The organism is Paenarthrobacter sp. NPDC090520, assembly GCF_044769205.1.
In the GTDB taxonomy this organism is placed as follows: domain Bacteria; phylum Actinomycetota; class Actinomycetes; order Actinomycetales; family Micrococcaceae; genus Arthrobacter.
This window is the reverse complement of sequence record NZ_JBIVXM010000016.1, coordinates 87769-112234: the sequence shown is the minus strand read 5'-3', so window position 1 is coordinate 112234 and position 24466 is coordinate 87769. Positions and strand designations below refer to the sequence as shown.

20 protein-coding genes, 1 tRNA gene and 1 pseudogene are annotated in these 24466 nt (G+C 59.8%); 12 read left to right on the top strand and 10 right to left on the bottom strand.

Annotated elements, in window-relative coordinates:
* The 3 genes from ACIQTZ_RS18025 to ACIQTZ_RS18015 form a co-directional block, all read right to left on the bottom strand.
* On the bottom strand, window positions 1–384 hold a 384-nt coding region (locus tag ACIQTZ_RS18025; RefSeq protein WP_402982641.1), incomplete at its 3' end, for an ATP-binding cassette domain-containing protein.
* A gap of 569 nt (window positions 385–953) precedes the next feature.
* Window positions 954–2498 carry an FGGY-family carbohydrate kinase gene (locus ACIQTZ_RS18020; protein WP_402982639.1) on the bottom strand — a complete coding sequence of 515 codons (1545 nt, stop codon included), beginning with the start codon at window positions 2496–2498 and terminating at the stop codon, window positions 954–956.
* Window positions 2495–3187: a hypothetical protein gene (locus ACIQTZ_RS18015; protein WP_402982638.1), complete on the bottom strand. Its 693-nt coding sequence runs from the start codon at window positions 3185–3187 to the stop codon at window positions 2495–2497. Before ACIQTZ_RS18015 ends, ACIQTZ_RS18020 begins: the two co-directional genes overlap by 4 nt.
* Before the next feature lie 682 nt (window positions 3188–3869).
* Here ACIQTZ_RS18015 and ACIQTZ_RS18010 point away from each other — a divergent pair.
* Complete coding sequence (locus ACIQTZ_RS18010) at window positions 3870–4649, top strand: GntR family transcriptional regulator (RefSeq protein WP_402982636.1); 780 nt, start codon at window positions 3870–3872, stop codon at window positions 4647–4649.
* A gap of 186 nt (window positions 4650–4835) precedes the next feature.
* Here ACIQTZ_RS18010 and ACIQTZ_RS18005 read toward each other — a convergent pair whose 3' ends face one another.
* Window positions 4836–5729 (bottom strand): dihydrodipicolinate synthase family protein, encoded by an 894-nt coding sequence (locus tag ACIQTZ_RS18005; RefSeq protein ID WP_402982634.1) that lies wholly within the window; start codon window positions 5727–5729, stop codon window positions 4836–4838.
* A gap of 274 nt (window positions 5730–6003) precedes the next feature.
* Here ACIQTZ_RS18005 and ACIQTZ_RS18000 point away from each other — a divergent pair, with 274 nt between their 5' ends.
* The 6 genes and pseudogenes from ACIQTZ_RS18000 to ACIQTZ_RS17975 all read left to right on the top strand — a co-directional run bounded on the left by ACIQTZ_RS18000 (window position 6004) and on the right by ACIQTZ_RS17975 (window position 11371).
* The gene (locus ACIQTZ_RS18000; RefSeq protein ID WP_402982633.1) at window positions 6004–7080 is read left to right on the top strand and encodes a proline racemase family protein; all 1077 of its coding nucleotides are present in this window, start codon (window positions 6004–6006) and stop codon (window positions 7078–7080) included.
* An 898-nt stretch (window positions 7081–7978) separates the two neighbouring features.
* Window positions 7979–9325, top strand: a complete 1347-nt coding sequence (locus tag ACIQTZ_RS17995; RefSeq protein WP_402982631.1) for a hypothetical protein — start codon at window positions 7979–7981, stop codon at window positions 9323–9325.
* Window positions 9326–9500: 175 nt separating this feature from the next.
* A complete protein-coding gene (locus ACIQTZ_RS17990) occupies window positions 9501–10118 on the top strand; it encodes an NAD(P)H-dependent oxidoreductase (protein WP_402982629.1) in 618 nt (205 codons plus the stop codon).
* Window positions 10119–10231: 113 nt separating this feature from the next.
* Window positions 10232–10570: a cupin domain-containing protein gene (locus ACIQTZ_RS17985; protein ID WP_402982628.1), complete on the top strand. Its 339-nt coding sequence runs from the start codon at window positions 10232–10234 to the stop codon at window positions 10568–10570.
* A gap of 9 nt (window positions 10571–10579) precedes the next feature.
* Window positions 10580–10813 (top strand): annotated as a pseudogene (locus tag ACIQTZ_RS17980) (GntR family transcriptional regulator); the annotation flags it as partial.
* 9 nt (window positions 10814–10822) lie between these two features.
* Window positions 10823–11371, top strand: a complete 549-nt coding sequence (locus ACIQTZ_RS17975; protein WP_402982646.1) for a GntR family transcriptional regulator — start codon at window positions 10823–10825, stop codon at window positions 11369–11371.
* Here ACIQTZ_RS17975 and ACIQTZ_RS17970 read toward each other — a convergent pair.
* Window positions 11368–12048: a GntR family transcriptional regulator gene (locus ACIQTZ_RS17970; RefSeq protein WP_402982626.1), complete on the bottom strand. Its 681-nt coding sequence runs from the start codon at window positions 12046–12048 to the stop codon at window positions 11368–11370. The genes ACIQTZ_RS17975 and ACIQTZ_RS17970 overlap by 4 nt on opposite strands.
* 515 nt (window positions 12049–12563) lie before the next feature.
* On the opposite strand from ACIQTZ_RS17970, the gene ACIQTZ_RS17965 reads away from it, so the two are divergent.
* The 4 genes from ACIQTZ_RS17965 to ACIQTZ_RS17950 all read left to right on the top strand — a co-directional run bounded on the left by ACIQTZ_RS17965 (window position 12564) and on the right by ACIQTZ_RS17950 (window position 17153).
* Window positions 12564–13961, top strand: a complete 1398-nt coding sequence (locus tag ACIQTZ_RS17965) for a protoporphyrinogen/coproporphyrinogen oxidase (protein WP_402982624.1) — start codon at window positions 12564–12566, stop codon at window positions 13959–13961.
* Window positions 13962–14198: 237 nt separating this feature from the next.
* The gene (locus ACIQTZ_RS17960) at window positions 14199–15515 is read left to right on the top strand and encodes an MFS transporter (protein ID WP_402982623.1); all 1317 of its coding nucleotides are present in this window, start codon (window positions 14199–14201) and stop codon (window positions 15513–15515) included.
* Between the two features lie 35 nt (window positions 15516–15550).
* Window positions 15551–16960, top strand: coding sequence for an MFS transporter (locus ACIQTZ_RS17955; protein WP_402982621.1), 1410 nt, complete (start codon window positions 15551–15553; stop codon window positions 16958–16960).
* A gap of 49 nt (window positions 16961–17009) precedes the next feature.
* Window positions 17010–17153: a hypothetical protein gene (locus tag ACIQTZ_RS17950; RefSeq protein ID WP_402982619.1), complete on the top strand. Its 144-nt coding sequence runs from the start codon at window positions 17010–17012 to the stop codon at window positions 17151–17153.
* Window positions 17154–17553: 400 nt separating this feature from the next.
* Here the strand turns inward: ACIQTZ_RS17950 and ACIQTZ_RS17945 are convergent, their stop codons facing one another.
* From ACIQTZ_RS17945 to ACIQTZ_RS17935, 3 genes are all read right to left on the bottom strand, one after another.
* Entirely contained in the window at window positions 17554–18711 is a 1158-nt protein-coding gene (locus ACIQTZ_RS17945) for an MFS transporter (RefSeq protein ID WP_402982618.1), read from the bottom strand.
* Window positions 18712–19341: 630 nt separating this feature from the next.
* The gene (locus ACIQTZ_RS17940; protein WP_402982616.1) at window positions 19342–20856 is read right to left on the bottom strand and encodes an aldehyde dehydrogenase family protein; all 1515 of its coding nucleotides are present in this window, start codon (window positions 20854–20856) and stop codon (window positions 19342–19344) included.
* Window positions 20857–20860: 4 nt separating this feature from the next.
* Window positions 20861–21799, bottom strand: coding sequence for an NAD(P)-dependent oxidoreductase (locus tag ACIQTZ_RS17935; RefSeq protein WP_402982614.1), 939 nt, complete (start codon window positions 21797–21799; stop codon window positions 20861–20863).
* A gap of 338 nt (window positions 21800–22137) precedes the next feature.
* Here ACIQTZ_RS17935 and ACIQTZ_RS17930 point away from each other — a divergent pair, with 338 nt between their 5' ends.
* Window positions 22138–23376, top strand: a complete 1239-nt coding sequence (locus ACIQTZ_RS17930; protein ID WP_402982613.1) for a PucR family transcriptional regulator — start codon at window positions 22138–22140, stop codon at window positions 23374–23376.
* A gap of 42 nt (window positions 23377–23418) precedes the next feature.
* On the opposite strand, the gene ACIQTZ_RS17925 is transcribed toward ACIQTZ_RS17930, so the two are convergent.
* Window positions 23419–23859: a hypothetical protein gene (locus ACIQTZ_RS17925; protein WP_402982611.1), complete on the bottom strand. Its 441-nt coding sequence runs from the start codon at window positions 23857–23859 to the stop codon at window positions 23419–23421.
* Window positions 23860–24233: 374 nt separating this feature from the next.
* Window positions 24234–24315: transfer RNA gene (locus ACIQTZ_RS17920), tRNA-Leu, on the bottom strand.
* Between the last annotated feature and the right edge of the window lie 151 nt (window positions 24316–24466).

The window sequence follows — 24466 nt, the reverse complement described above, 5'->3', positions numbered from 1 at the left end:
CAACACCTTCCGTTGCGGGAGGGTGATGTTTTCCATCACGGTCAGGTGCGGGAAGAGGTTGAAGCTTTGGAACACCATGCCCGTGACCCGGCGCAGGTGATCAAGGCTGGCCTTGTCCGGCAGCCTCGCCCCGCCAGCGACTACCTTCGCGCCGCCGATCGCGATGGTGCCCTCGGACGGGGTTTCGAGGTAGTTCAAGCACCGCAGGAACGTGGACTTACCAGCGCCGGAAGGCCCGATGATCGACACCACCTCACCCTCGGCCATGGACAGGTTCACGTCCTTCAAGACCTGGATGACCCCGTACTTCTTACCCAGCCCGGCCACCTCGACCTCGCCGGTGAGAGCCGTGGGGGGAGCTTTCGTGCCAAAACTTAGGCCCATTTTCGTTTCCTTCGAATAGCGGACCCGCGGGTCCTGGCGTCGGTCCTGCGCCCGACGGTTGATCTGTTGGGGTTGGGCGAGAACGCGGCTCATTCAAAACACGGAGGGCGAAGGACACGACATCGTGTGATCGTCTTCCGCACAGTGCTCGGTGCCCGCTCCGACTGTCTCAGTGGAGCACCTTCAATATTCACTGTGCCATGGATCACGTAAGTTGTCTACGATTTTGAGCACAAATAAGATCACTTTTTGGATTCTATTAGTCCTCTTGGATCTGCGCGACTTCGCTGCCCCTACATTCTCCGCATTCTGCTAGCGAAGTCAGCCATAGATAAGCCCCATCTTGAAACGTCTAAATCAGACAACTTAGTATCCAGGAAGAACCACTTTTACCGTCGGGACGGCACTGTGTGCCCCTGCCCACTCTGGAACAAAGGCCGGCGACCGCACTCACGGGCACATCCAGCTGGAGCGCTGGGAGCGGCTACTGGAGAGCTGACAGCTGACATGACAAAGGAGGACGCGCACCTGCGCGTCCTCCTTTGTCATTCCCGTGCCCTCGGTCTGGCTTAGGCAGTCGCCAACGTACTGTCGTCAACACTGCGGTAGAGCGGAGCCAGGGCCGCCTGAACAGCGACGTAGCGTTCGAAGAGTCGATCGTAAGTCTCAGCGTATGCAGGGTTCGGTGTAAAGGTCCGCGCGAATTCAACTCCGCGGCCGGCAACTTCATGGATGGAGTCCCACAAGCCCACATTGACTCCGGCGATAATTGCGGCTCCCCGACAGGCCGCGCTCTCCGCGTCTTGAAGGGTACGAACAGTGGTCTGCGTGGCGTCAGCCTTGATTTGACACCAGGCATCGCTCTTCGATCCGCCGCTGAGCGAGATGATTTCGTCAACGTGGACCCCGAGGACGGTTGTCGACTCGATCATGCGTCGCAAGACCATGGCGATACCTTCCATGACGGCTCGCGAGACGTGCTGTTTTTTGTGCGCCAGGGTGATCCCCACGATTGCGCCGCGCGCGTACGGGTCCAGGTCCGGCGGGCCCGACCCTTGGAGGTGCGGCAGCATCAGCAGGCCGTCGGCTCCGGGCTCAACCTGCAGTACCTCTTGGTCGATGAGATAGTAGGCGTTGACTCCCGCGATCTCTTCGATCTGGCGTTCCGCGGGGCAGAACTCGTCCCGATACCACCTCATGACCATTCCACCGGTGGAGAAGTTGTGGAGCATGTACTGTCCCGGAACGGCGGCAGGGAAGCAAGGTACGCGTCCTTCGGGATCCAGTGACAGACCTTCGACAATCGTGACGGACGCCAACGCGGAACCGGTGCTTTCAGAGAAAATGCCAGGTGACGCGTTGCCAATTCCCAGTGCCCCGCACGCCTGATCCAGGCCACCCACTGAGACCGGTAGTCCGGCGGGGAGACCGAGCTCCGTGGCGGCCTCGGCTGTCACGGTACCCACGATCTCCCCTTGTCGAGCAATCGCGGGAAGCTGGATCTCGTTGATACCGAGGTAGTCCAGCATTCCGGGCCAGTACTCCCTGGTGTTGATGTCCCACAGAATCGTCGAACAAAGAAGGGAATCCTCGCTGACAAGTTGCCCGGTGAGCCGCTCAACGAGGTAATCCTTGAGCAGCGCATACTTCGATGTTTGCGCGAATCTTGAAGGGTCGTTGCGCTTGATCCACAGGATCTTCGCTGCCGGCCAAATGGCGTCCATTGCTACTTGGCCGGTCGTTTGTTGGATGACCGATCGGCCGAAATGCGCCTCGATCTCATCTGCCTCTGCGCTTGCCCGGTTATCCATCCAAACGATCGCGCGTCCCACCGGCTGGTGGCTATCGTCGAGCGTCAGAAGGGTCTCACCTTGGGCCGACAGCCCCAGGGCCAGCAGGTCGTCAGCAGAGGTACCACTCCGCTCAAGAACCCCACGAACCGCTGTGGCGAAGGTACTTAAGTACGTGGCAGGTTCCAGCTCGACATGACCGGCTCGCGGGGTGAGGAGCGAATACTCTTCAGAATGGCTGCCGACCTCTGTGCCCTCTGAGTCAAATAGAGCGGCTTTGATGGCAGAGGTGCCGACGTCGACACCCAGGATTAGCTTTGTCATTTGACCTTTCCTGTCACTGAGGCGCTGAGCCCGATCACTTGCTGCAGGTTGTCGCGGAACGATCCACCTTCAACAAACGCACCTTCGAACAACGCGCCGCCGATTGTGTAGGCGGACGGGCCGATCTCCTGCATGAGGCGGATCCTCTCCACAGAATTAATGCTGCCCGCTACAACGACCTTTTCAGCGCCTACCCGCTCGATCGTCGCCTTGGCGAGTGCGACAGGATCGCCGTCACTGTAACGGTAGGCTACAAGGTCGATTCCATCCGCACCGTTGTCGACGATGCGCGCAGAGTCGTCGACGATCTCGCCCTGCTCGCCGTGCAGTTCAATGGGAGACCCGCCAACGGCGCCGCTGAAGGGCAGGTACTTCATGCCGGCATCTTGAACGATGTCCCGAACGGCCTCTGAATACGAAGAACCCGTGAAGTAGTCGAAGCCGCAGTCCACGGCGAGGCGGGCAGCATCGAGCAGCAGTTCTTCCTCAAAAGTCACCACTTCAAAGACGGCGGTCTTCCCGGCGGCTTTCAGGTCATCGACCAGCCTCCGAGCCTCGACCGACGTGACGCCGGCATCCTTGAATCCCCAGAATTGAAGGGGTAGATCGGCGCTTTCGGCGAAAACTTCGCGGGCATTCGGCACGGTGATGTCGTTGTGGGTGAGCATGACAATTACTTCAGGCTTCATCGGAGTCCTAATCTGTTGTGCGCTGCAGGACTGAGGTCCTGTTGTGAGAGTGCGTGCCTGGGTGAGTCGCACGCCCCCGCACGCGCGGTCCACCTGGATCTGAAGCAGGCGTCAGAGTCATGCCACGGGGTAAAGGCATTGGGGGCCGCCGGTGATCACGTCGAGTACGGCGAAGGGGGTGCCCGGACGCCGGTGATCGCATGCAGGAAGAAGTGTTGTCAGCGGGCTCAACCGGCAGAGATTGCTGCCTGTGGAGGATTCCCTTGCTTCGGTGCCGAAAACGCGCATGCACTCAAATGTGTTTGGTTGTGAGACAAGTTGTAGTACAACTTGGAATGACTTTGACTATATTCCCAGAGGTTTTTACTGTCAAGATGGCGGTGGTGCATCCGTAGTTGTAGTTCTGAACCACGCATGTGTGACATGGTGGCCGAGCGCAGATCGTAGACGTTTAGTCGACGCACCCGGGCACCCCGGCGGCGCAAATGAGGCACCGAGCTTTTGCTGATGCGGACCGCTTGGACCAGTGGCGCCGCTGCGACTCCCAGTTAGACGCTGTCTTTCAACACATTGGAAGTGCGGCCGCGTCGCGTATCACGAGCAGTCCGTTAAGTCGGTCTTTTATGTCGGAGAAAACATAAATGCCGGACAATATGTCCGACATAGAGGTAGGCTGTAGGACATGTCGAGCTCAAAATCTTCTGACGTCGAGATTGAAACGGCGTCAACCAACGGCCGCCCGAGCGCCAGCGCGAGAGCGGCCCAGTCGCTACGTCAACGTTTGGCTGCCCGGTCCTGGGCTGCCGGGGAGCGCCTTCCGTCTGAGCCAGCCCTTGCCGAGGAGCTTGGAGTGAGTCGGGTCAGTGTTCGCGCCGCTCTCGCGGAACTGCAGTCGGAAGGCCTGGTAAGTCGCAGGCACGGGTCTGGAACCTACGTCAACTCGATCCGTCCCCTCGTCAGCAGTCTGCACCGCAACGTAGGCTCGGATCAGCTCATACGCTCGCGTGGTCATGTATCCGGAATAGCGGGGATGTCATGGCAGCAGATGCCCGCAGACGAGGAACTGGCCGAGAGATTGCAGATCAACGTTGGTGACCCGGTCATCGACCTATACAGGGTGCGTACTTCCGACAACATCCCGGTCACGGTCGAACACGACTATTTCTCCGCAGCCCTTCTTCCACACGAAACCATCAGCTTGGGTCCCTCCCTTTACGCATTCCTCTCGGAGGTCTGCGGCATCGAAGTTGCCTTCGGTATCGCAACCCTTGAGCCCGCTTTCGTAGGCGAAGCCCTAATGGAAGTCTTCAACGTACCGGCGAACGAACTATGCCTGATTATTCGCCAGGTCGACTATGACCCAAACGAGCGACCGGTGTCCTACTCGGTGGAGCAACATCTGGCCAGTGCTTTTGATTTTCAGCTAGTGCGCCAAGGCCCCTTCGTGCCATCGGCAAGCTAGGGCTCCACGGAGTGGGTGCCTGCTCGAACTGACTTATGAGACAACCATCTCGTCCAGCGCGGCAGGTACGGCCCGTAACCAGTGGCGGCCATTGCATGACTCGCAGTGACGGTCCGAGGCTGTGAACCATACAGAAATGGGTGGCCAGGCATCGCCTGGCCACCCATCACGTTGCTTTGGACGGACTCAGGCGCCGGGCAGTGTAAGAGCGTGGGCGGCCAGTTTCGAAAGGAATTCCTTGCCCGAATCGGAAATGGGGGCAGTGGAAATGCGCGTACCACCAACCGGGACGCCGACCGATTCGAGGCAGAACTTTGTGGCAGCAATGAAGGGTTCGGTGTCAATTCCTGTCACGAACGGATACAGGTCATTCCACAGCTGCCGAGCCCGATCGAGGTCTTTGTTCTGAACCGCGTTGTAGACAGCCACCATCTGGGCGGGGGCCACGTTCGCCGTGATTGCCATGATGCCTGCGCCTTCAACGAAGCAGGCCAGGGCGAGGGTGTCCCACCCAACAATGGTTTCAACCAGGTCGCCCAGTTCATGGATGAACTGGACCGACTGAGCCATGTCCGCACTGGTGTTCTTCACGTACTTGATGTTCGGGCACTGCTCTGCCAGCTCGCGGATAGTGTCCGCCTGAAGATTGACGCCGGTGACGAACGGAATGTTGTACAGCATGACCGGGATGTCCACGCTCTCGGCCACCGCACGGTAGTAGGCCTTGACGGCGTCCAGGGCCAGCGGGTCGAAGTAGGGGGCGATCACCATGGCTACGTCGGCCCCAACCTCCTGTGCATGACGCGTCAGTTCGATTGCTTCTTCGGTAGTCAGCGCGCCAGTCTGCGCCACCACGGGTACCCGACCAGCGGCCTGATCCACTACGGTTTCCACCACGAAACGGCGTTCGGCATTAGTCAGCGTCTGGAACTCGCCACTGGTTCCATTGGCCACAATGCCATGAACGCCCCCTTCGATGTTGCGGTCCACCACGGCTCGCAGCTGCTTCTCGTCTATCTGGCCGTCAGCGCCAAAAGGCGTGACAAGCGGGGTAAGAACGCCGGTAAGCTTCGGGGTCATGAATCTCCTCCAATAGGGCGAGCCAGCGGAATTTGTTGTGCCGGCCTCAAGTGTTCAGGTCTCGCGGAACAGCAAGACTTACAAGGCTTTTGGAAAAACCACTGCAGTCTGCGAACAGCAAGATTTCTTCCTACGTCCACCATATTGAACCAAGATGTGCCTGACGTCAAGAGGTTGTATTACAACTATGGAGTGTGTTTAAGATCTCTTCAAGGGCGCTGAGTTGCGTGCTTGCCTTACCCGAAGCAGGACCGTAAGAAGGAGACATTGCTGAATGAAGTTTCAACGAATGTACGACTGCATCGAGACACACAGCGGGGAACCGATCAGGATCGTCACGGGCGGAACAGGGATTCTGAGCATTCCCGGCCAGACCGTGTATGACAAAATGTGCTGGCTGCGGGACAATGATGACCAGCTCAGGAAGCTACTGATCCACGAACCGCGTGGATACCCGCCAGTTTGCGTCGACATCATCGTGCCCTCCAACCATCCCGAAGCGGATGTTGGATTCCTGATTCTTGAACCCTTCGGCTACAGCACCATGTCAGGCGGCAACGTCGGTTGCGTGGTCACAGCACTCCTCGAAACAGGAATTATTCCTATGAAGTACCCCTATACGGACGTCGTCTTGGAAGCACCAGGGGGCCTTGCCAGGGCACGAGCCCACTGCGTTGATAACAAAGTGGAAAGCGTAACGTTCCTGGGAGTACCGAGCTTCGTTGCCCACCAGGACGCAACGCTCAAAATACCCGGCGTGGGCGAAGTCGTCGTCAATATCGCATACGGCGGACAGTTCTATGTGCAAGCTGACATCGCACAGTTCGAAGGCCTCGATCTGACACAGAAGCATGCTCGGGCCCTTGGCGAACTGTCTGCAAAGCTGATCTTGGCGTCCAGGGAGCAACTGCCAGTGGATCATCCCGACATGGCTGATCCAAGGGACAACCAAGTCGTCACCAGCTTTATCACGAAGACCCTGGACGACAAGGTTCCGACCAGGCACATAGTCAACGCGACTGGGATGATCTCGTACCCAGACCTGCTCAGTTGGGAACGCCCGGAGAGCCTCTCAGGCACAATTGCCCGCGATGCGTGCGGAACGGGGGGCAGCAGCATGCTTGCGATTGAGCACGCTCGCGGCAACCTTAAGGTGGGCGAGGAATACCTCAACGAAAGCCTCTGCGGCATCCAGAACACACTGAGGATCGCAGAGACAACGAAAATCGGCGACTACGATGCGATCGTCCCGGAAATTACAATGCAGGCGTGGGTGACCGGGTTCTCCAAGTGGGTCCTGGACGACACCGACCCATTCCCCTTTGGGTACCAAATGGGCGATATCTGGTAGGAGTCGCGCGGAAACCGGACAGGTCCTGAGCCGGCCGGAGCTGCTGAACTGCGTCGATTCGCACGAGGGACGACAACTACAACGGTTCGCCGCTCGGCCCGCCAAAAATCTCAATGATACTGTGCCGTCGCTTGCCGCTGGTGGTCCACAGGCAAGGTCCCAGGGTTTGAATGCAGAGGCTATCTTTTGGCATCCGTGCGGTCAGGGGAAGGGCGATTCCGAAATGGCCGAATGTTAATTTCAGCAGCTCAGATGTAATACAACAGAGGCTACGAATACAAAGTTGTCACACGGCCAATACTACTCCGCTGCTTCGTTACGTCGGCAGAGGTCGCAAGGCGTGAAGGAGTCTAACCGGTTATGACCCGCCCCTCGTCGGTCTGGGGTCGAAGGCAGCGCACAGTCGCCGCGGCCAGCCCAGGGTTGAGGCGTCCGATCTCGGCCGGCCGGGCATCCCTTGACACGTCGTTGCGGATATGTGAAAGTCGTTTAGGACCTGTTGTCCTACAACTTTTTATCGAAAGCGGACCACTTAGCTGACCCCCAGGGTTTCGCCCCGTGGTAAACCGCCTAACGCAAGGTCCGACGTCGACGGTTGACGTGGACAAGTTGGGAACTGTGACTGACCAATTTGTGGGATCCATACCGTTGGATCACACGCTGCCAGTTTGGCCAGCACGCAGTTCGGCAGCCTGCCGAATTGATCGAGGGCCGAGTCCCGGGCGCGATGTTATCCACCACCGGGACACTCGCTCTGGCCGGCAGAAACAATTAAACAGGCACAGCGAGCCAGCGACTTGGGGAACCTGGGTGGGCAACCGCACAAAGTGTGGTGGAACCACTGAAACTCTGGAATTCAGCTCAAAATGAACACGGTACCTGAGGAAGGGAACAACAAATGGCACCCAAGATGGGGCTTGTAGTACTTGTCAGCCGCTACGAACTTGGCGGCGATCGCTGTGACGGTTTGCTGGCTGCCACCAAGCAATCGCTGACCGAAGCCGGCATCGAAGTGGTCTCGGGCGAGCGTTCTGTGGAGAACGTCGCTGACGCCCTCGCAATCTGCGACCAGTTCAAAAATTCCGGAATCACATCTTTGGCAATAGTCGATGCGACCTGGCAGAGCGACTCGCTCAAATACCTGTTCACCCAGGAACTGGGACTGCCCACGTTGTACTGGGCGACGCCGTATCCCGAAACGCTCTCCATCGCTTGCGTTCAGCACTTCAGCTCGATCCTCAAGCTTCAGAACATCCCCTTCCAGTATGTGTACGGCCTGCCCTACGACGAAGCGGCCGTCAACAAGGCTGTCCTTGTGGCCAAGGCAGGACACATTCTCGACAGACTCGCAAATGCCCGCGTGGCCCTGGTTGGTCCCCGCAACTACTGGCGGATCGCCGGTGCCATGGACATGGTGAACGAGGAATGGGAGTTTTCCAAGAAGTTCGGCACCACCATCGTCCATCTGGAGATGGAGGAAATCACCGATATCGCGCAGGAAGTCTCCGACGACCAGGCACGAAACGTCCTTGAGGAACTCGCTTCCCGCACCGGCAAGGTCAACGCAAATGACGAAACCCTTCTCTGGTCTGCCAAGGTGTACCTCGGCACCAAGGCAATCGTGGAGAAGTACAAACTGGACGTCGTCGTCGGCGAGTGCTACCCGCGGTACTCAGGCCTATTGAACCTTGCGGCTTCTTGGTTGGGTGATGAAGGGCTCGTCGTCGAGACGGAGGGCGATCTCAGCGGCGCCGTGGTTCAATACGTACTGAATACGGCAGCAGCCGGCGATGAGGTTGCCAACGCAACAATCCTGGCCGAAGCCGGAAACTTCGACGACGAGAACAACCACTTCAATTTCGCCCACGAAGGCAGCACCGCGACGGCCTACGCTGAAGACATCAATGAAGTCCGCGTCGAACAGCTCGGAGACGACGGTACCCAGGTGTGCTTCAGGGCCAAACCGATGGAGAAGGTAACCGTCTGCAGCCTGGTTGGGTCCGCCGGGCAGTACAAGATGCTTGTGGCAAACGCGTCGACAGTCAAAGCAAGCCAGGAAGAGTGGGATGCTGCCGGCATCCGGCTCTACGCCAAGCTGCGCTTCAACGAAAAGCCCAGCAAGATCATGGACACGGCGATCAACGAAGGCGTCGGCCATCACTGGCTCATCAAGGAAGGCGATTATGCCGGACTCGTGCAGGTCGTCTGCGATTACCTGCAAGTGGGCACTCTGAGAATTCGCTAGCAGTATCAGGAGTGTGGTGGCCCGGGGCGGACTCAAGCAGACCGATCCGGGCCATCGCTGCTCGACCACTATCCAAGTCGCCCACATCCCCGGCTGGCTACCGTCGGTGAGCTCAATATGGCCCCGGCAGCCAGCAAGTGGGCATGACATGAATCCCGAACCAAAGGCAACCACAATGCATGTTCTTATCGTCCTCACTCATCCTGCCCCCGAATCATTGACGGCTTCCATCGCCCGCGAAATCGCCGGAAGAGTCTCTGCCCACCACACCGTGGAAGTGGCCGATTTGAGCGCGGAGGGCTTCGCTCCTGCCTTCTCGAAAGAAGATCTCAGCGCTTACCGTCTTGAGTCGCCCCTGCCCGCCGACGTCCAGCGGGAACAGGAACGAGTCGGCCGCGCCGACGCTATTGTCTTTGTTTACCCCATCTACTGGTGGGGCATCCCGGCGCTGCTCAAGGGCTGGATCGAGCGAGTCTTCAGCATCGGCTGGGCGTGGGGCCAAGGGCTCGAAGAGGACGCCCGCGGCCTTGCTCTGGTTGGCAAGAAAATCCATCTCGTTGGGCTCGGCGCGAGCAGCCTTGAACGATACGAAAAGCGTGGTTTCCTGGATGCCATGCACACGTCCGTTAACGAGGGAACTTTCGGATATTGCTCGGCTCCCGTCACTTCCTCGCGGATCATACACGGCTCTGAAGGCGATGTCATTGATGCTTCGGAGTTCGTGGAGTCGGCCGTAGGCGACATTCTGCAGAGCCTGGAATCGCAGGATTTTGAGCCCGCCGGCGTTTGCTGACCAAGGGTACGCACAGCCCAGTCATGGGGTATGCGGACCTGCCCGCCGTGCACGTCCTCCATCGAGCCACAATTGTCCAAGTAAGCACCAACCGAGAGAACGGATCTACCACTATGTCGAAGCCAACCATCGTGCGGCAGTCGGACGCCAAAGTTTTCTATGAGGGACCAGAACTGTGCCGCGAGTACCTGCGCAACAAGGACCTGTGGTTCGGCAGCTCACTGGTTAACCCTGGAGAGACCGGTGCCGTTGACCCGGGCCACACTGATTCGTGGGAAATCTTCTACTGCGTTTCAGGTGAAGGCGTTATGGACGACGGCGAAAACGAGTATGAATTGAGCGCCGGCGATACACTCTCATTTCCCCCAGGGGTTCCCCACCGGATCCACAACCGCGGCACCGAGCCTGTGTTGATGGTCTGGGCAGGCGGTCCGGGAGAAAACGTTGAATAGCCCCAGGCAGTGAACACTTCTGTAACTGTCGACATAACTATCCCCCCGGCCAACAGCCCAAGTGCCACGAGCCGCGCCCTTCTGGGGTTACGCCAGCTTCTCAGCGATGACACGTGGGGCGCCGGCGCCCGGCTCCCTTCCGAACCCGCTCTGGCCGCACTATTTGGTGTCAGCAGGGTCAGTGTGCGCAGCGCGCTGGCGCAGCTACAGAAAGAAGGTGTGCTCGACCGGCGCCACGGTTCAGGTACGTACGTGAACTCTGTCCGTCCGTTGGTCAGCAGCCTCCACCGGAATGTTGGTTCCGACGAGCTCATCAGTTCAGGAGGACACACGCCCGGTATTGCTGAAATGTCATGGCAACTGAGCTCGGCCACGGATGATGTCGCGAGCCGGCTCGGCCTGGAAACAGGAGCCCTGGTTGTGGATCTCTACCGTGTGCGTTCCTCCGATGGAAGGCCGGTCACAGTCGAGCACGACTACTTCCCTGCCGCACTCCTGCCGCCGAACTCCGCCAGCCTCGGCGTGTCCTTGTATGCATTCCTGTCGGAGGTCTGCGGCATCCACGTGGCTTTTGGTATCGCCGAAATCGAACCCTCTGAAGCAGGCGAGGACCTCGCACCCGTCTTCGGAGTCGCTTCCGACGAGTTGGTCCTGGTCATCAAACAAGTCGACTACGACGTAAAGGAGTCTCCGGTCTCCTACTCCGAAGAACGTCACCTGGCCTCTGCTTTCGACTTCCGTCTGGTCAGGGAAGGCCCCACAAAAGGACGCCCCAGCACGGCCAGCTTGCGGAGCGGCTAACTTCCGGCCTGGTGGGGCAGTCGCCCGCGGATGCGGTCGATAGCGGCGAGCAGCGATTCATCGATCACCCGACTGACGGCGTCACCGTCTTCGCGTGCGACGGCGGCAAGCAGCTCTTCGTGCCACTGCCACAATGGGGAGGTGTCTCCCGTCGCGAGAGCCTGACGTACGCCGAGAATCTTGTAGGAACGGCAGCGGGTCCAGAGGTTTCGGATCAGCTCCAGCAGGACGGGGTTGCCGGCTGCCGCATAGAGGATGCCGAGGAGTCGTTCATCGTGGTCAAGGTAGTCCGCTATGCGGCCCTCACGCAGGGCCACTTTGAGTGCGGTGTGCTCCGCGCGCATCTTTTTGAGATCCCCCCTTGCGAGCGATTGGGATCCCTCCTTGGATGCAGCGTCCTCAAGGATCCTGCGGCTCGAATAGACGTGGAGAAGTTCCTGGAGATGGAATTCTTTGACGACCGCAGTGCGCCGTGGGGGGTTGTCCACCAGACCCGTTTCTTCAAGCCGCCGCAGAGCCTCACGCACAGGCATGTGGCTTACCCCCAACTGCGCGGAGAGTTCCTCGATCCGGAGCTTCTGTCCGGCTTCAAAATCGCCGTTCATAATGCTGGTGTAGATCGCGTCGAAGACCTGCTCGCCGACCAGTCCCCCGGGTTCTATTTGGGCCAATCTCATTGCGCAATCTTAGGCCGGAACCTTTTCATTACAAAGCATTTTCGAAAAATTTGATCAAGAAACTTGATCATAGACTTCCCGAACACTCTCGCCCGCACCCCTGCGGCGACCCGTCCGCCCCGCGCTGATGCTCACGGGACCGGCGTCGCCGCGCCACGCCTCAAACGTCAGCAAGCCAGGTCGATGCCTGGCCGCAACCAGCCTGCCTTCCGCCATCGACGACAGCGTGGTTCTATAAGTTTGATCAAGAAATTTGATCAAACTCCTTGACCTTGAGTTGTGAGTCACTCCATAATGTGATGTAGGTCGTCACCACGAAACCGAGTCAGGTGGGCCGCTGAACCTCCATTCGCACCTACTGGATTCGCGTCCGACTGTCGACGAAGTCGTCAGCGCCTCGTATGAATCCCTGCAGCTGGGATACTCCCGGCCACATCTCAACATCAGTAGAAATTAGCTTCGATGGTGCTCATAGCGAGCGCACCAGCCCCTTCAGGAAAGATGAGAAAGCAATAATGAAAGATGTAGTCATCGTCGGTGGAGGCCTCGCGGGCCTCTCAGCTGCGTGGCGTTCGCGCTTCTTCGACACCCTGCTGCTTGAAAGCCAGCCCCGTATTGGAGGGCGAATCCGTTCCGAACGACGGGGTTCTTACTGGCTCAACTGGGGCGGCCACATGTACGCGGGCCCTGGCTCGGCAACGGACACCTTGTTCAACGAGACTGGCATCGAGGCTGTGGAAATCCCGGGTTCGTTAACCGGATTCAACATGAATGGCAAGACGCTGTATCGCGGAACGCTCGCGACCTACCCTCTGCGCCTGCCCATCTCCATGGGTTCGCGCATCGCGGCATTTACTGTGGGCGCGCGTATCCTTCGATCGCTGATCATGGAGTACATCAACGTGGTGAAGGTCCGCCCAGGCGAGTCAGCTACCAAACGCCAGCAGCGAATCTACGACTTCCGAAACGACGTCACGTTCCGTGAGTGGATCGGCAGGAACATGCCCCAGGACGCTGAAGAAATCTTCGACGTCACAGTGACGCGCTGCACCGGCTCTGTCGATCAGATCACTGCCGGTACCGGTATTGGCTACTTTTCCCTTGTCCTGGGCATTGGCGCCGGTTTGAACCGCGGTATCGTGGGCGGGCCATCAACCCTGACCGAGACCATTGCGGCGCGTTTGGGCGATCGTGTCCAGCTGGGAGCCGAAGTCCTCGAGGTCGTTCCGAAGAAGGACTCTGTCGTTGTGCGGTACCGGCAGAACGGTGAGGAGCACGAAGTCGAAGCCCGCACGGTCATCATGGCGACCACTGCAACCGTGACGAACAAGGTGACAAAGGACCTTCCGCAGGACCTGCGGGATGCCTTGGGCGAGATCAAGTACGGCAACCACGTGGTCACTTCCGTGCTGACCAATGAAACCACACCGAAGAAGTGGGACGACGTCTACTGCATCGCAGCCCCCAAACGCTCGTTCTCAATCCTGACAAACCAGTCAAGCATCGTGCGCGGAACCGAAGCGACACGCCAGCCTGGCTCTACCTTCATGGTTTTCTCCCCCGGAGCGAAGGGCGCAGCCCTCATCAATAAGACCGATGAGGAGATCCTCGACATCCACCTCAACGACATGGATGAAGTTCTGGGCGAAGGTTTCCGAGACTCCGTCGTGGAAGCCGAAACGTGGCGCCTTCCTGAAGGCTCCCCCTACTGCTTCCCTGGCCGGGGCAAGATTCAGCACACCCTTCTCCGGGGAACCGAACGCATCAAGCTCGCCGGAGACTACCTGGGCACCATGTACACGGAAACGGCCATCGGCACCGGACTCCAAGCGGCCCAGGACGCGATGAGCCTGATCGCCACAGAAACCCAGCAGGCAGGTTCCCCAAAGGCTCCGTTGCTTTCGGCCATCTGATAGCGCCAGGCCACCAACACCACAACAGATAAACCGCAGTACTTAGAGCACAGGCGGACCATCCGAACAACAAATGGCCTGCCTGTGCTCTCATGCGCCACCCCGCCATAGCAACCCCGCATGATCGGGGCCAATGCTGCAGAGGATATTGAAGCGTAATCCCCACACGGTCGTCGGCATTCTCTGGGGGCAGCGCCAACTCACTCGGTCCAGGCTGCGGATCTCAAAGGAGAGACAATGACACAAACACAGCAAATTGTTGAGGACACCCGGTTCAAGAAGAGATTCATGACCCGCCTCTTCGCAGTCCTGGCCGGGGGGACCTTCCTGGACGGATACATCCTCGGCATCATCGGACCGGTGACAGCTGTTCTCCAGCACGAACTTAACTTCAGTGCGCTGCAGGTCGGCCTACTCGCCGCTATGACCATGATCGGCATGCTCATCGGGGCACCCCTTGGGGGCTGGGCTACCGACAAGTGGGGACGTAAGCCCCTCTTCATCATCGACATCGCACTCTTTGTCGTCGCATCCGTTCTTCAATTCTTCGTTGGTTCAGCAGAACTTCTGATGTTCATCCGCTTTGTCATGGGGCTGGCCATTGGATGCGAATACTCAGTCAGTTGGCCGATGCTTTCCGAATTTGCCCCGTCGCGCTCACGCGGCCGACTCATGTCGATCAACCAGTTCGCCTTCTTCGGCGGATTCATGGTTGCCTATGCCCTGGCCTTCTACCTCAGCGCCATCGGAGTCTCCTGGCATCTGATCCTCGGGTCCTCCACCGTCCTCGCCGTTGCATTGCTGCTCGGCCGAATCGGCCTCCCGGAGTCCGCGCGGTGGCTATGGTCTAAGGGTCGCCAGGACGAGGCCCGCGCCATCGCGCACAAATACATGGACGGCCCAGCAACCATCGCCGACTTCGGACGCGCCTCACAGGAAGCGGAACGAGTGCGTTTCGTGGAGATCTTTTCCAAGGAAAACATACGATCCACAGCCTTCATCTCCATCTTCTGGTTCTGCAACGTCCTGCCGTACTTCGGCATCTCGACATTCGCCGGTGCCGTACTCAGTCAGTACGGACTCGCCGACGGACTGGCAGGAGGCGTCGGACTCTCCATGGTGGCTGTCCTCGGTGTTGCCCTCACGATGTTGCTGATCGACAAGGCTGGGCGGCGGATACTCACGGCCCCTCCACAGTGGATCATGCTCGGCATCTTCCTCATGCTGGGGCTTTGGTCATCAGCCCCGTCCTGGCTGGTACTCGTACTGTTCTTGCTGTTCTCCCTCCTCAGCGCCGTCAATGGCGTCCTCACTTCGGTTTATCCAAGCGAACTGTTTCCCACAGCAGTACGCGGAATCGGCACCGGCTTTGCCGCCGCTTTCAGTCGACTCGGCGCAGCCCTCGGCACTTTCCTGCTGCCAGCAGGCATCGAAGCTCTGGGGATCTCGACAGTTCTACTGATGCTCGCCGGCGTGGTCGCAGTCGGGGCAATCGTGTCGCAAATTTGGGCACCGGAAACCAAGGGGAAGTCCTTGTCAGCGGTCTCACACTAGAGAACCACGGTCTCCAAGGGCTTGCCTCACACCGAGTGCCGAGGCAAGCCCATGGCGCACCGCCTCAACGGCTTCCGAGCAGGACACGCCATACGCTGTCTAAGCGCAGTGGTCTATGCACGGCCCTCAGAACACGACGCTACTTCTCCGCAGACCGAGACTACTGCTTCTCTGCAACCCGGAAGGACCCAGTGACCCTCGCTCATCGGAGGTTAGCCCGGAAGGGATCTACTGCCCTCATCGGCCGGCGGAATGCCATATTCGGTGTCTTCACGCTGCCAGGGCTTGCCTTTGCCACATGGGCGGCCCGTATCCCGTCTGTTCGTGATGACCTGAGCATCACCAACAGTGACGTGGCTATGTTGCTGTTCAGCCTGGCAGCTGGATCCCTTGTTGGCCTGGTTGCAGCTCCCCGGCTCTTGGCACGTTTAGGTATGTCCCGCGGTCTGTTCATTGGGCTTTCCACAATGGCCGCCGGCCTGGCATTTGCCGGCATCGGCTCCGGGTTCCTGCAATCAATGCCTTCGACGGCGGTGGGCATCGCCCTGTTCGGTGTTGCCTATTCGGCTACCGATGTGCTCATGAACGTCGAGGGAGCCAACGTCGAAAGAGAACTAGGCAAAACGGTTCTGCCGTCAATGCACGCCTTCTTCAGTATGGCCACGATTATCGGAGCTGGTCTCGGTGTCCTGGCATCTGCCGGTGGCCTTTCGGTCACCTGGCACTTCGGCCTTATTGCCGTGCTTACGTTCGTGACAGCGATCATCCTTTCGCGGTTCATACCGGCGCCTGAATCAGGCGAAAGAACCACAACGGAACCCCGTAAAGATCAAAAGTCGACGGCGGCCCGCAACCGCCTGCTCGCGGACCGCCGTTTGATTCTCCTCGGAATCATGATGGTCGGCATGGCCTTTGCTGAGGGCTCAGCCAACGACTGGATCAGCCTGGGCGCGGTCGAAGGTCACGGATTCGACGCCTCAGGCGGCGCGTTCGTGTATGGAGTTTTCGTTTCCGCCATGACTCTTGGCCGGTTCGCCGGTGGACCACTGGCTGACAGGTTCGGCCGCGTCAGGCTCCTCATCGCGCTGGCGGCCTTAGGGATAACCGGCGTAACTCTCTTTGTCCTCGCAACTGAGCCTGTTGCCGCAATGGTCGGAGCCGCGCTGTGGGGGCTGGGCGGCTCCCTGGGTTTCCCTATCGGACTCTCCGCCGCGGCAGACCATCCCAGCGACGGCCCAAGGCGCGTCAGCTTCGTCGCAGCTTTCGGCTATGGGGCTTTCCTGACCGGTCCCCCATTACTGGGACTTCTCGGGGAACATGTCGGCGTTCTGAAGTCGATGTATCTTGTCGTGGCCCTGCTTGTGGTGTCCTTGGCAACCGCTGGGTCCGCACGACCGCCCGTACAGGTAAGGGTCGGTACGAAGCAGGAGACCGCGCCGGAATGATCAGACGCTGCCGACGGACCGGCCTTACTTGAACAGCATGACGACGCCGGTGACGATCAGTACCGGCACCGATTCCGTTCGTCGTGCCGGACAGGCCTTCCCGGAGCCGGCCATGACCGACGGCATCCGTGAGAAGCTCCCGGCGTACACGGCATCGATCGGTCACACACAAAACAGCCCGAAACACCCATAGACTCCTCAGCAACGGTCTTGGTCAGCGGACTCGAATCCACGCTTACAGGACCGTCCTGAGTCTGAAAGGTTCCCACAGGATCACGAACGTCCCGGCTCTGCAGGCAACTGCTCCCCCATTTTGCTAAGCGGTCACGCTGCTGGCGCAATGATGATGCCCTCGTGCGGCAGGCTGGATGCATCGACCTGACCTGCAGCCTGCCGCACCTCCCGGAGAATTTGCATCTTGCTGATGCCCTATGAACGTGAACAGCCGTCCCATAACGACGGCCGCGTCGGTGCACCGGCAGTTTCCAAGTCGTCCACCAAGTCGCTGCTGAACGAAGGGCGGGCCGGAAATATCCGTCATTCACGGGCACATGGACCCTGAGTGACTAGATATTTCCAGTCCGCCCTGTTGTTTAGTGTGAAATCGCACCGGCTGTCTCGGTGAGGCTCTTGCCTTTTGTTTCGGGAGCCAGCCATTGGGACAGCGCGGCGCCGGCGAAGGCGATCGCGGCTGCGATCAGCATGGAAGTTGTGGTGCCGAGGTTGGTCATGGACCATGGCAGCAGGAACGTGCCAAGAGCGGCGCCGATCCGGCTGACTGCTGCGGCGAAGCCCGTTCCCAAACCGCGGATTTCCGTCGGGAAGATCTCGCCGGGGTAGATGCTGGTCATCGTGCCGTAGATCGTGGTGAAGAAGGAGAAAGCGAGGAAGAGGGCAAGAATGGCGACCGGCGGGGCGCCGACCCACAGACCAATCGCGGCGAGGATCACGCCGCAGATCCACTGCGGCGGCACGGTAAGGATACGTCGACCAGCTTTGTCGATCAGCAGGAGTGCAAGGACAACCCCTGCGACGGCGAGCATCGACAGACCGATCCCTCCGGCAAATCCTCCGGCACCGAACTGGGCCAGAACGCTGTCCGCGAACGTTGCTATGGCGAAGTATGGTGTCACAGCGCAGAACCAGAAACCGGACGTGAAGAGCGTCGAACGCCAGTATTGTCGGGAGAACAACATCCCGAAGCTGCCCTTCCGCACTTCCTCGTGCCTGACGTCCTCCATCTCTGCGGCGCTCTCCATGTACCGGCGGGCAATAGTGAGTGCTTCTTCTTGGCGTCCTTGGTTCCAAAGCCAGTGTGGGGACTCTGGAAGGCCGATGCGGGCAACGAACAGGATCACGGCAATGGCGGTGCTGGTGCCTAGAATGAGACGCCAGTTCAGATCGGTTGTTGTAGCCAGGATGTGCCCGACAACGAAGGCCACCATGAACCCGACGTACCAGGCCACCATCACCAGGGCCATGAGTCGGCCACGTAGGCGGATGGGAGAGAACTCGGCCATCAGGGGGAACCCGACGGAGTACTCGATGCCGATCGCGATGCCCATCAACAGCCGGATGATGAACAGGTGTTCGGCTGTATCAACAAAGAACTGCAGGGCTGAGGCGATGACGAACAGGGCCATGTCGATGAGGAACATTGTCTTGCGGCCGAACTTGTCAGTCGCCCATCCTCCGATCGGTGCGCCAACGAAATGCCGATAAGCGCGGCGGCCGCTATCAAACCTGTCCACAGTGGTGACAGGGTGAGGTCAGCGGACATGGTGGCGGTTACAGGTCCGATGATCCCGAGGATGTAGCCGTCGAGGAACATCCCGCCGACCAGGACGAACACCAGCCTCCACAGGAAGCGGCGTTTGAATGATGTTGACGTATCCTCCGCGTCGGAAGATGTTGAGGTTTGTAGTTGCATTGGTCATTCCTCACTTGAGGCATTGGTCTTTTGGATGCAGCACAACTCTGAGAACGTTGTCGTGCGTGGGAGGGCCGCGGCGCTCTGGAACAGAGTTGACGGCTGAAACAACAGCAGTGGGTCTGCCTTGCTGTTTACTGCGAATTGCGTGGCCGGGCATGTCGTCGTTGACGGGCTGTTCAGGCCCTGCCCGGATTAGCGTGCGGTGGAGGTGCGGTGATAAATCGATGGAGTGGGACTGCGGGAAGGTCTGGTCCGCGTCCTGGTAAAGCGCAGGTCCGACCGGGATGGTCGGTGGGCCCTGTTTTCTGCCCGCATGACGGCCGGCTCCGAGTCGAGGACCGGGCTTCGTGTTGATCTGGGTGGAGTATAGGCGTGGCGGTACCTTGGATGCAGGGGCGACAGCTTTGTCGTCCCTGCACCCTGTGTGGTGCCTGGTCCTGCCATGGGGTCAGAGCGGGTTTCCACCGAACCACTCGGTCGGGGCGGGGGTCAGGTTCTGCCAGATGTGTTTGGCTTCGCGGTACTCATTGAGGCCCGCCTGGCCGAGCTCTCGCCCGATGCCGGATTTTCCAAAACCGCCCCATTCGGCTTGGGGCACGTAAGGGTGGAAGTCGTTGATCCATACCGTACCGTGGCGCAGCGCATTTGCTACTCGCTGGGCTTTGGAGGCGTCTGAGGTCCCGACCGCCCCGGCAAGGCCGTATTCGGTGTCGTTGGCGATTGCCACGGCTTCCGCCTCGGTTCCGAAGGTCTCGACGGTCAGTACGGGTCCGAATGATTCTTCCAAGAGCACGCTCATGCCGGAGCGGCAGTTGCCGAGCACCGTGGGCGGATAAAAGAATCCGTCCGCCAGAACTCCGTCTTCTGGGATGTAGCCGCCGCACAGGAGCTCGGCGCCCTCCGCGATTCCGGCCTGGACGTAGGCATGGACCTGGTCGCGGTGCTTCGCGGAAATGAGCGGCCCCGTCTCGGCGTTGGGATCAAACGGTCCGCCCATTCGGATCCTTTTCGCCCGTTCCACTACCTCGGCTACGAAGCGTTCCGCGATGGTCTCCTCCACAACCAGTCGAGCCCCTGCGGAGCAAACCTGCCCGGAGTGGAGGAATACCGCGGTCAGTGCGTTGTCGACCGCGGCGTCCCAGTCAGCGTCCGCGAAGACGACGTTGGGGTTCTTTCCGCCAAGTTCGAACGCGATGTTCTTTACCGTTTCGGCGGCAGCCGCCATGATCGTCTGGCCGGTAGCCAGGCTTCCGGTCAGGGAGACGAGGTCGACGCGCGGGTCGGAGCTGAGCGGTGGGCCCACCTTCGAACCCGGTCCCGTCACGAGATTCGCGACGCCGGCAGGCACACCTGCTTCTGCGAGGGTTTCCATGAGCTGGATGGAGGTTGACGGTGTGAGTTCGCTGGGCTTGAGGACGAACGAATTCCCGGTGACGAGAGCCGGGGCCACCTTCCAGGCCGCTTGGAGAAGCGGGTAGTTCCAGGGGGCAATGAGGGCGCAGACGCCGATCGGTTCATAAACCACGCGGCTGATGGCGTTCGGCTTGCCGGTGTCGATCACTCTTCCGGCGTCCAGGCCTGCGATCTTGCCGTAGTAGCGGAAGCAAGCGGCGATGTCGTCGATGTCGTACTCCGCCTCGACCAGCCGTTTGCCGGTATCGAGGGCCTCAGCCTTTGCGTAGATGGCCTTGTCACGTTCGAGCAGGTCCGCGACGCGGAGCAGAACGGCACCCCGTTCGATATCGGTGAGCCGCCGCCAAGGGCCGTCGTCGAACGCGGCCCGAGCGCTGGCGATGGCCCGCTCACTGTCCGCCGCCGTGGCGGATGCCACGATGGCAACCTCCCGCCCGTCCGCAGGGCAACGCACCGTGGAGGTGCCGCCGTCGGACGCTTGCCGCCAACCGCCGTCGATATACAAGCCTTTGAGAGTGTCCTGCAGGACATTGTGGATTGTGGTGGTCATCGAATCACCTTCCGGCAGCGAGTTCAGCGTGGGCGTCGGAGACTTCCCATGGCGGGGTCCACTCGCCGTCCAGCCGGAACGAAAGACCCGCGTCGTCTTCGATGTGCTTGGCAACATGCAGTTCGGCAGCGTCGGAACCATAGCGTTCGGTGGCGCGGGCAAAGGCGTACCGGGCGGCGTCTGTCATGGGCAGCTCCGGAAGAGCGTCCTGGAGTTCCCCTATAAGGCCAAGGTCCTTGAGGCAAAGATTAAGAGTGAAGGATGGGTCGTAGTGTCCGGCGAAGATCGACGGGGCGTCATGGCTCGCGACGAAGGAGTCGCCGACCGACTGTCGAATGGCTGAGTATAGGACGTCGAGGGCGACGCCGTGTTGCATGCCGAGGGCAAAGCCTTCTCCGATGGCAGCGGCGTGAATGAACCAGAGCTGATTCGTGACCAGTTTTACGACGTTTCCGGTTCCGAGTTCACCGCAACTGATCACGGTGCCCAGAGTCCCGAGGATAGGCGCAACTCGTTGCAGGTCGGCGTCAGCGCCGCCGGCAAAAAGGGTGAGCCGCCCATTACGGGCACCGTCAACGGCGCCGGTTACGGGGGAATCGACTACCGTCACGGCCTCCGGTGCTTCGGCGGCCAGTTCAGCAACCAGTTCCTTGCGGTTCGTGGTCAGATCAACCCAGATGCTGCCCGGGCGCAGTGCCTTCAACACTCCGCCTCCACGTAAACAGGCCTCGACGTGATCCGGGCGGGGAAGCGACGTCAGAAGGATGTCCGCTTTGCTCGCGGCATCTGCGGCTGATGAGGCTGCATGGGCACCGTGCGCCACTGCTTCGTCGAGTTTGGTGTTATCGAGGTCGAACGCGTGCACCTCGTAGCCAGCTTCGGCGAGTCGGTGGCACATGGGGCCTCCCATGTTGCCAAGGCCAATGAATCCGATCGTTTCCATGGTGTTCGACTCCTCAGTATGAGTTGTTGTGATTGGAAGTGATCTAGAGCATACGGAGGTATGCGGCGGCGATCTCTAGACGCAGGTAGCGACTCCGCGACCCGTCTTTCAACAAATGATCAAAGCCTGCTGAGGCGCTGTCTTCCCCGCCGCGGACGGACGGGTCTCTGGGGGCGTCGTGAAGGCGTCCCAAGGCTTTAGCGCACGGTGGCGCCGGGATCCGTGTCCGCCAGTGTGGCCGGGCGGTGAAGGCCGACAAGGGCTCTACCCGCCTGTGTGAGGCTAGTCTTGAGGGGCAGGAATCATTCAAGAGGGACAACGGCGGCGCCGAGGAATAGATGCAAGATGAACTACAGGCCACGGCTGAGGCCCTGGCCGCCGAACTCGGCCGCTCGGTCTACATAGAGGCCCCCGGATACATCCCCCTTGCCGTGAGTACCCACTACGGGGCTCTGGACAAGGCCCGAATGGACGCGCTCCTGGCACGAACAATTGCCCCGGAAATGGTGGCCTACTACAAGCAATGGCACCTTGATGCCGCTGACGAACCAGTCCATATTCCAGGAAATAACGCCTTGGGGCTTCTGCCTCGGGTGGTCTATCCGATCCGTCACAACGGCCGACTGTTGGCACGCGTCTGGCTAGTCAACGCCGAACCAGCCCTGGTCGAAGACGATGATGCAACCGTCGCAAGGGCGGCCCGGGTCATCGGCCGGATACTGTTCCGCCGGGACGAAAAAACGCAGCAGCGAGCAGATGCCGACGAAGCGGCCCTCCGGACCTTGCTGCGCGGTGACGTGCCCAACCGTCAAGCTGTTCTCGATGAAGCACTCTGGCGGCATGACATAGCCTCCGGCAGTTCAGTCACCGTTCTCGTCGCCCAAGGTGTTGCGGTGGTCTCTTCACGGGTCGAGGTGACATCCGAGGCACTGAAATCGTTCGCAGCCGATGTCGGGACAGCCTCGGGTGGCATGGCCGTGATACCGGCGGCCTGGTCATCGGAGTTGGTGGCGGTGTCACCGGTTCGCGGTGATGTGCAACGAACAGGGCGCGCACTCGCTCCGGTCCTGCGAGCCGTCGCCACCCGGCATGGCCTGCAAATCGCAGGAATCGGCATCGGGGCCGCCGTGCACGGCGCCGACGGACTCACCGACTCGTACCGCCAGGCGAAATACTGCGCCTCCGTGGACCGAAAACTGGCCCCGCTGGAGGGATACCGGGATTGGGACCACCTGGGCATGCTCAGACTATTCGCCGAGGTTCCATGGAACACTGATGGGATCGATCTCATCCATCCTGGCCTGGGCCGCCTCTTTGAGGACACCCGAAGCCCGCTGCCCGGGACGCTTTGGACCTATCTGCAATGCGGTGGTGACGCCCAACAGACCATTAGCCAGTTAAACGTTCACCGCGGAAACCTGTACTACCGGCTGGGAAGAGCAGAGGAGATTCTTGGCCTCAGCCTCAACGACGGAAACATTCGCCTTAGCCTCCATGCCGGCCTGCTGCTCGCAAAACTGGCAGGCTTCCCAGGCCTGGACACGGCGCCGATCCCACCGTTCAACAAGACCCCGTAGCGGACCTTCCTCCATACGGAGAGCTTCGCAACGCCGTGAGCGTCAAGAACCGGCTGCGAGACCACGGTGCTTTATCGGCGCTGCCATCACCATCGCCAGCGTAATGGCCCCTCGGTGGGTTGGCGACGTGCGCATCTTCGCCGGCATCATAGCCAGCCCGGAAAAGCCCCTCGGCGACGCCAGCCACTTCGTCGCGTACAACACCGTCTGCAGGGAGACTTCTACTATCAACCGCCCGACACGAACAACAATCGGTACGGAAATTCTGGTCAGTGCGGACTGATCGAGTTGAGCATCACTGCCGCCCGTCGCAGTGTCGACAAGTCCCATGACTTCACATGAAAACAGGTACTCGAGGCCCTGGAGGGGCCGCTCAAACCCGTCGGGCGGAAAGCGAATAATGTTGTCTAAAGCACGACCGCTAATGAAGGTATGTGAGCAAGAAATCCGAGGAGCAGCCTGCAGATAGAAAAGCAGATTCAATTATGGACAGTGTCCACACACCCTTTGGCCGGACCACCACGGCAATCCGGCAGTCCTTGCCGTGTGCGGCCCGAGCGGTTCTGGAAACATCTTTAAGAAATGTTGGTCAAAGTCATGTCATCGGTACATCTACCGACCATGAAGTAGTGATCGGCCAACAGGGGCCGACGCAAGACCTACGAAGGAGGGCCTGAATGACCCCACAACCCAGCACGCGGAGCGCCCACACGCCAGGACGCTGAGCCCGCTCCCCCACTCAAACTGATCAGGCCGCACCCGGCGGCCAGGTACTAGCCGGGACTCCCAATCAGAGGGACGTGTCAATAATTGTCCACACATTAAAGCAAAAACCCCTTTGACGAGGGGTTATGCCGTGCCCGAGGTGGGACTCGAACCCACACACCTTTCGATACCGCATTTTGAGTGCGGCGCGTCTGCCAATTCCGCCACTCGGGCGCGGAGATACCGGGTGGAAAGTAGCTACATTTCTGTGAGCAACGCGATCCGTTCCCAGCACGCGAAACTACTCTACATGCAGATAGGCTGTTTCAAAGAACCGGGCGCGCCGGGTGCAACAAAACCTGCCCCGGAAGCGTCCACACTAAGA

Coding starts and splice junctions, on each gene's coding strand:
- ACIQTZ_RS18020 (WP_402982639.1), bottom strand. CDS start 2,498: ATGACAAAGCTAATCCTGGGTGTCGACGTCGGCACCTCTGCCATCAAA.
- ACIQTZ_RS18015 (WP_402982638.1), bottom strand. CDS start 3,187: ATGAAGCCTGAAGTAATTGTCATGCTCACCCACAACGACATCACCGTG.
- ACIQTZ_RS18010 (WP_402982636.1), top strand. CDS start 3,870: ATGTCGAGCTCAAAATCTTCTGACGTCGAGATTGAAACGGCGTCAACC.
- ACIQTZ_RS18005 (WP_402982634.1), bottom strand. CDS start 5,729: ATGACCCCGAAGCTTACCGGCGTTCTTACCCCGCTTGTCACGCCTTTT.
- ACIQTZ_RS18000 (WP_402982633.1), top strand. CDS start 6,004: ATGAAGTTTCAACGAATGTACGACTGCATCGAGACACACAGCGGGGAA.
- ACIQTZ_RS17995 (WP_402982631.1), top strand. CDS start 7,979: ATGGCACCCAAGATGGGGCTTGTAGTACTTGTCAGCCGCTACGAACTT.
- ACIQTZ_RS17990 (WP_402982629.1), top strand. CDS start 9,501: ATGCATGTTCTTATCGTCCTCACTCATCCTGCCCCCGAATCATTGACG.
- ACIQTZ_RS17985 (WP_402982628.1), top strand. CDS start 10,232: ATGTCGAAGCCAACCATCGTGCGGCAGTCGGACGCCAAAGTTTTCTAT.
- ACIQTZ_RS17970 (WP_402982626.1), bottom strand. CDS start 12,048: ATGAGATTGGCCCAAATAGAACCCGGGGGACTGGTCGGCGAGCAGGTC.
- ACIQTZ_RS17965 (WP_402982624.1), top strand. CDS start 12,564: ATGAAAGATGTAGTCATCGTCGGTGGAGGCCTCGCGGGCCTCTCAGCT.
- ACIQTZ_RS17960 (WP_402982623.1), top strand. CDS start 14,199: ATGACACAAACACAGCAAATTGTTGAGGACACCCGGTTCAAGAAGAGA.
- ACIQTZ_RS17940 (WP_402982616.1), bottom strand. CDS start 20,856: ATGACCACCACAATCCACAATGTCCTGCAGGACACTCTCAAAGGCTTG.
- ACIQTZ_RS17935 (WP_402982614.1), bottom strand. CDS start 21,799: ATGGAAACGATCGGATTCATTGGCCTTGGCAACATGGGAGGCCCCATG.
- ACIQTZ_RS17930 (WP_402982613.1), top strand. CDS start 22,138: ATGCAAGATGAACTACAGGCCACGGCTGAGGCCCTGGCCGCCGAACTC.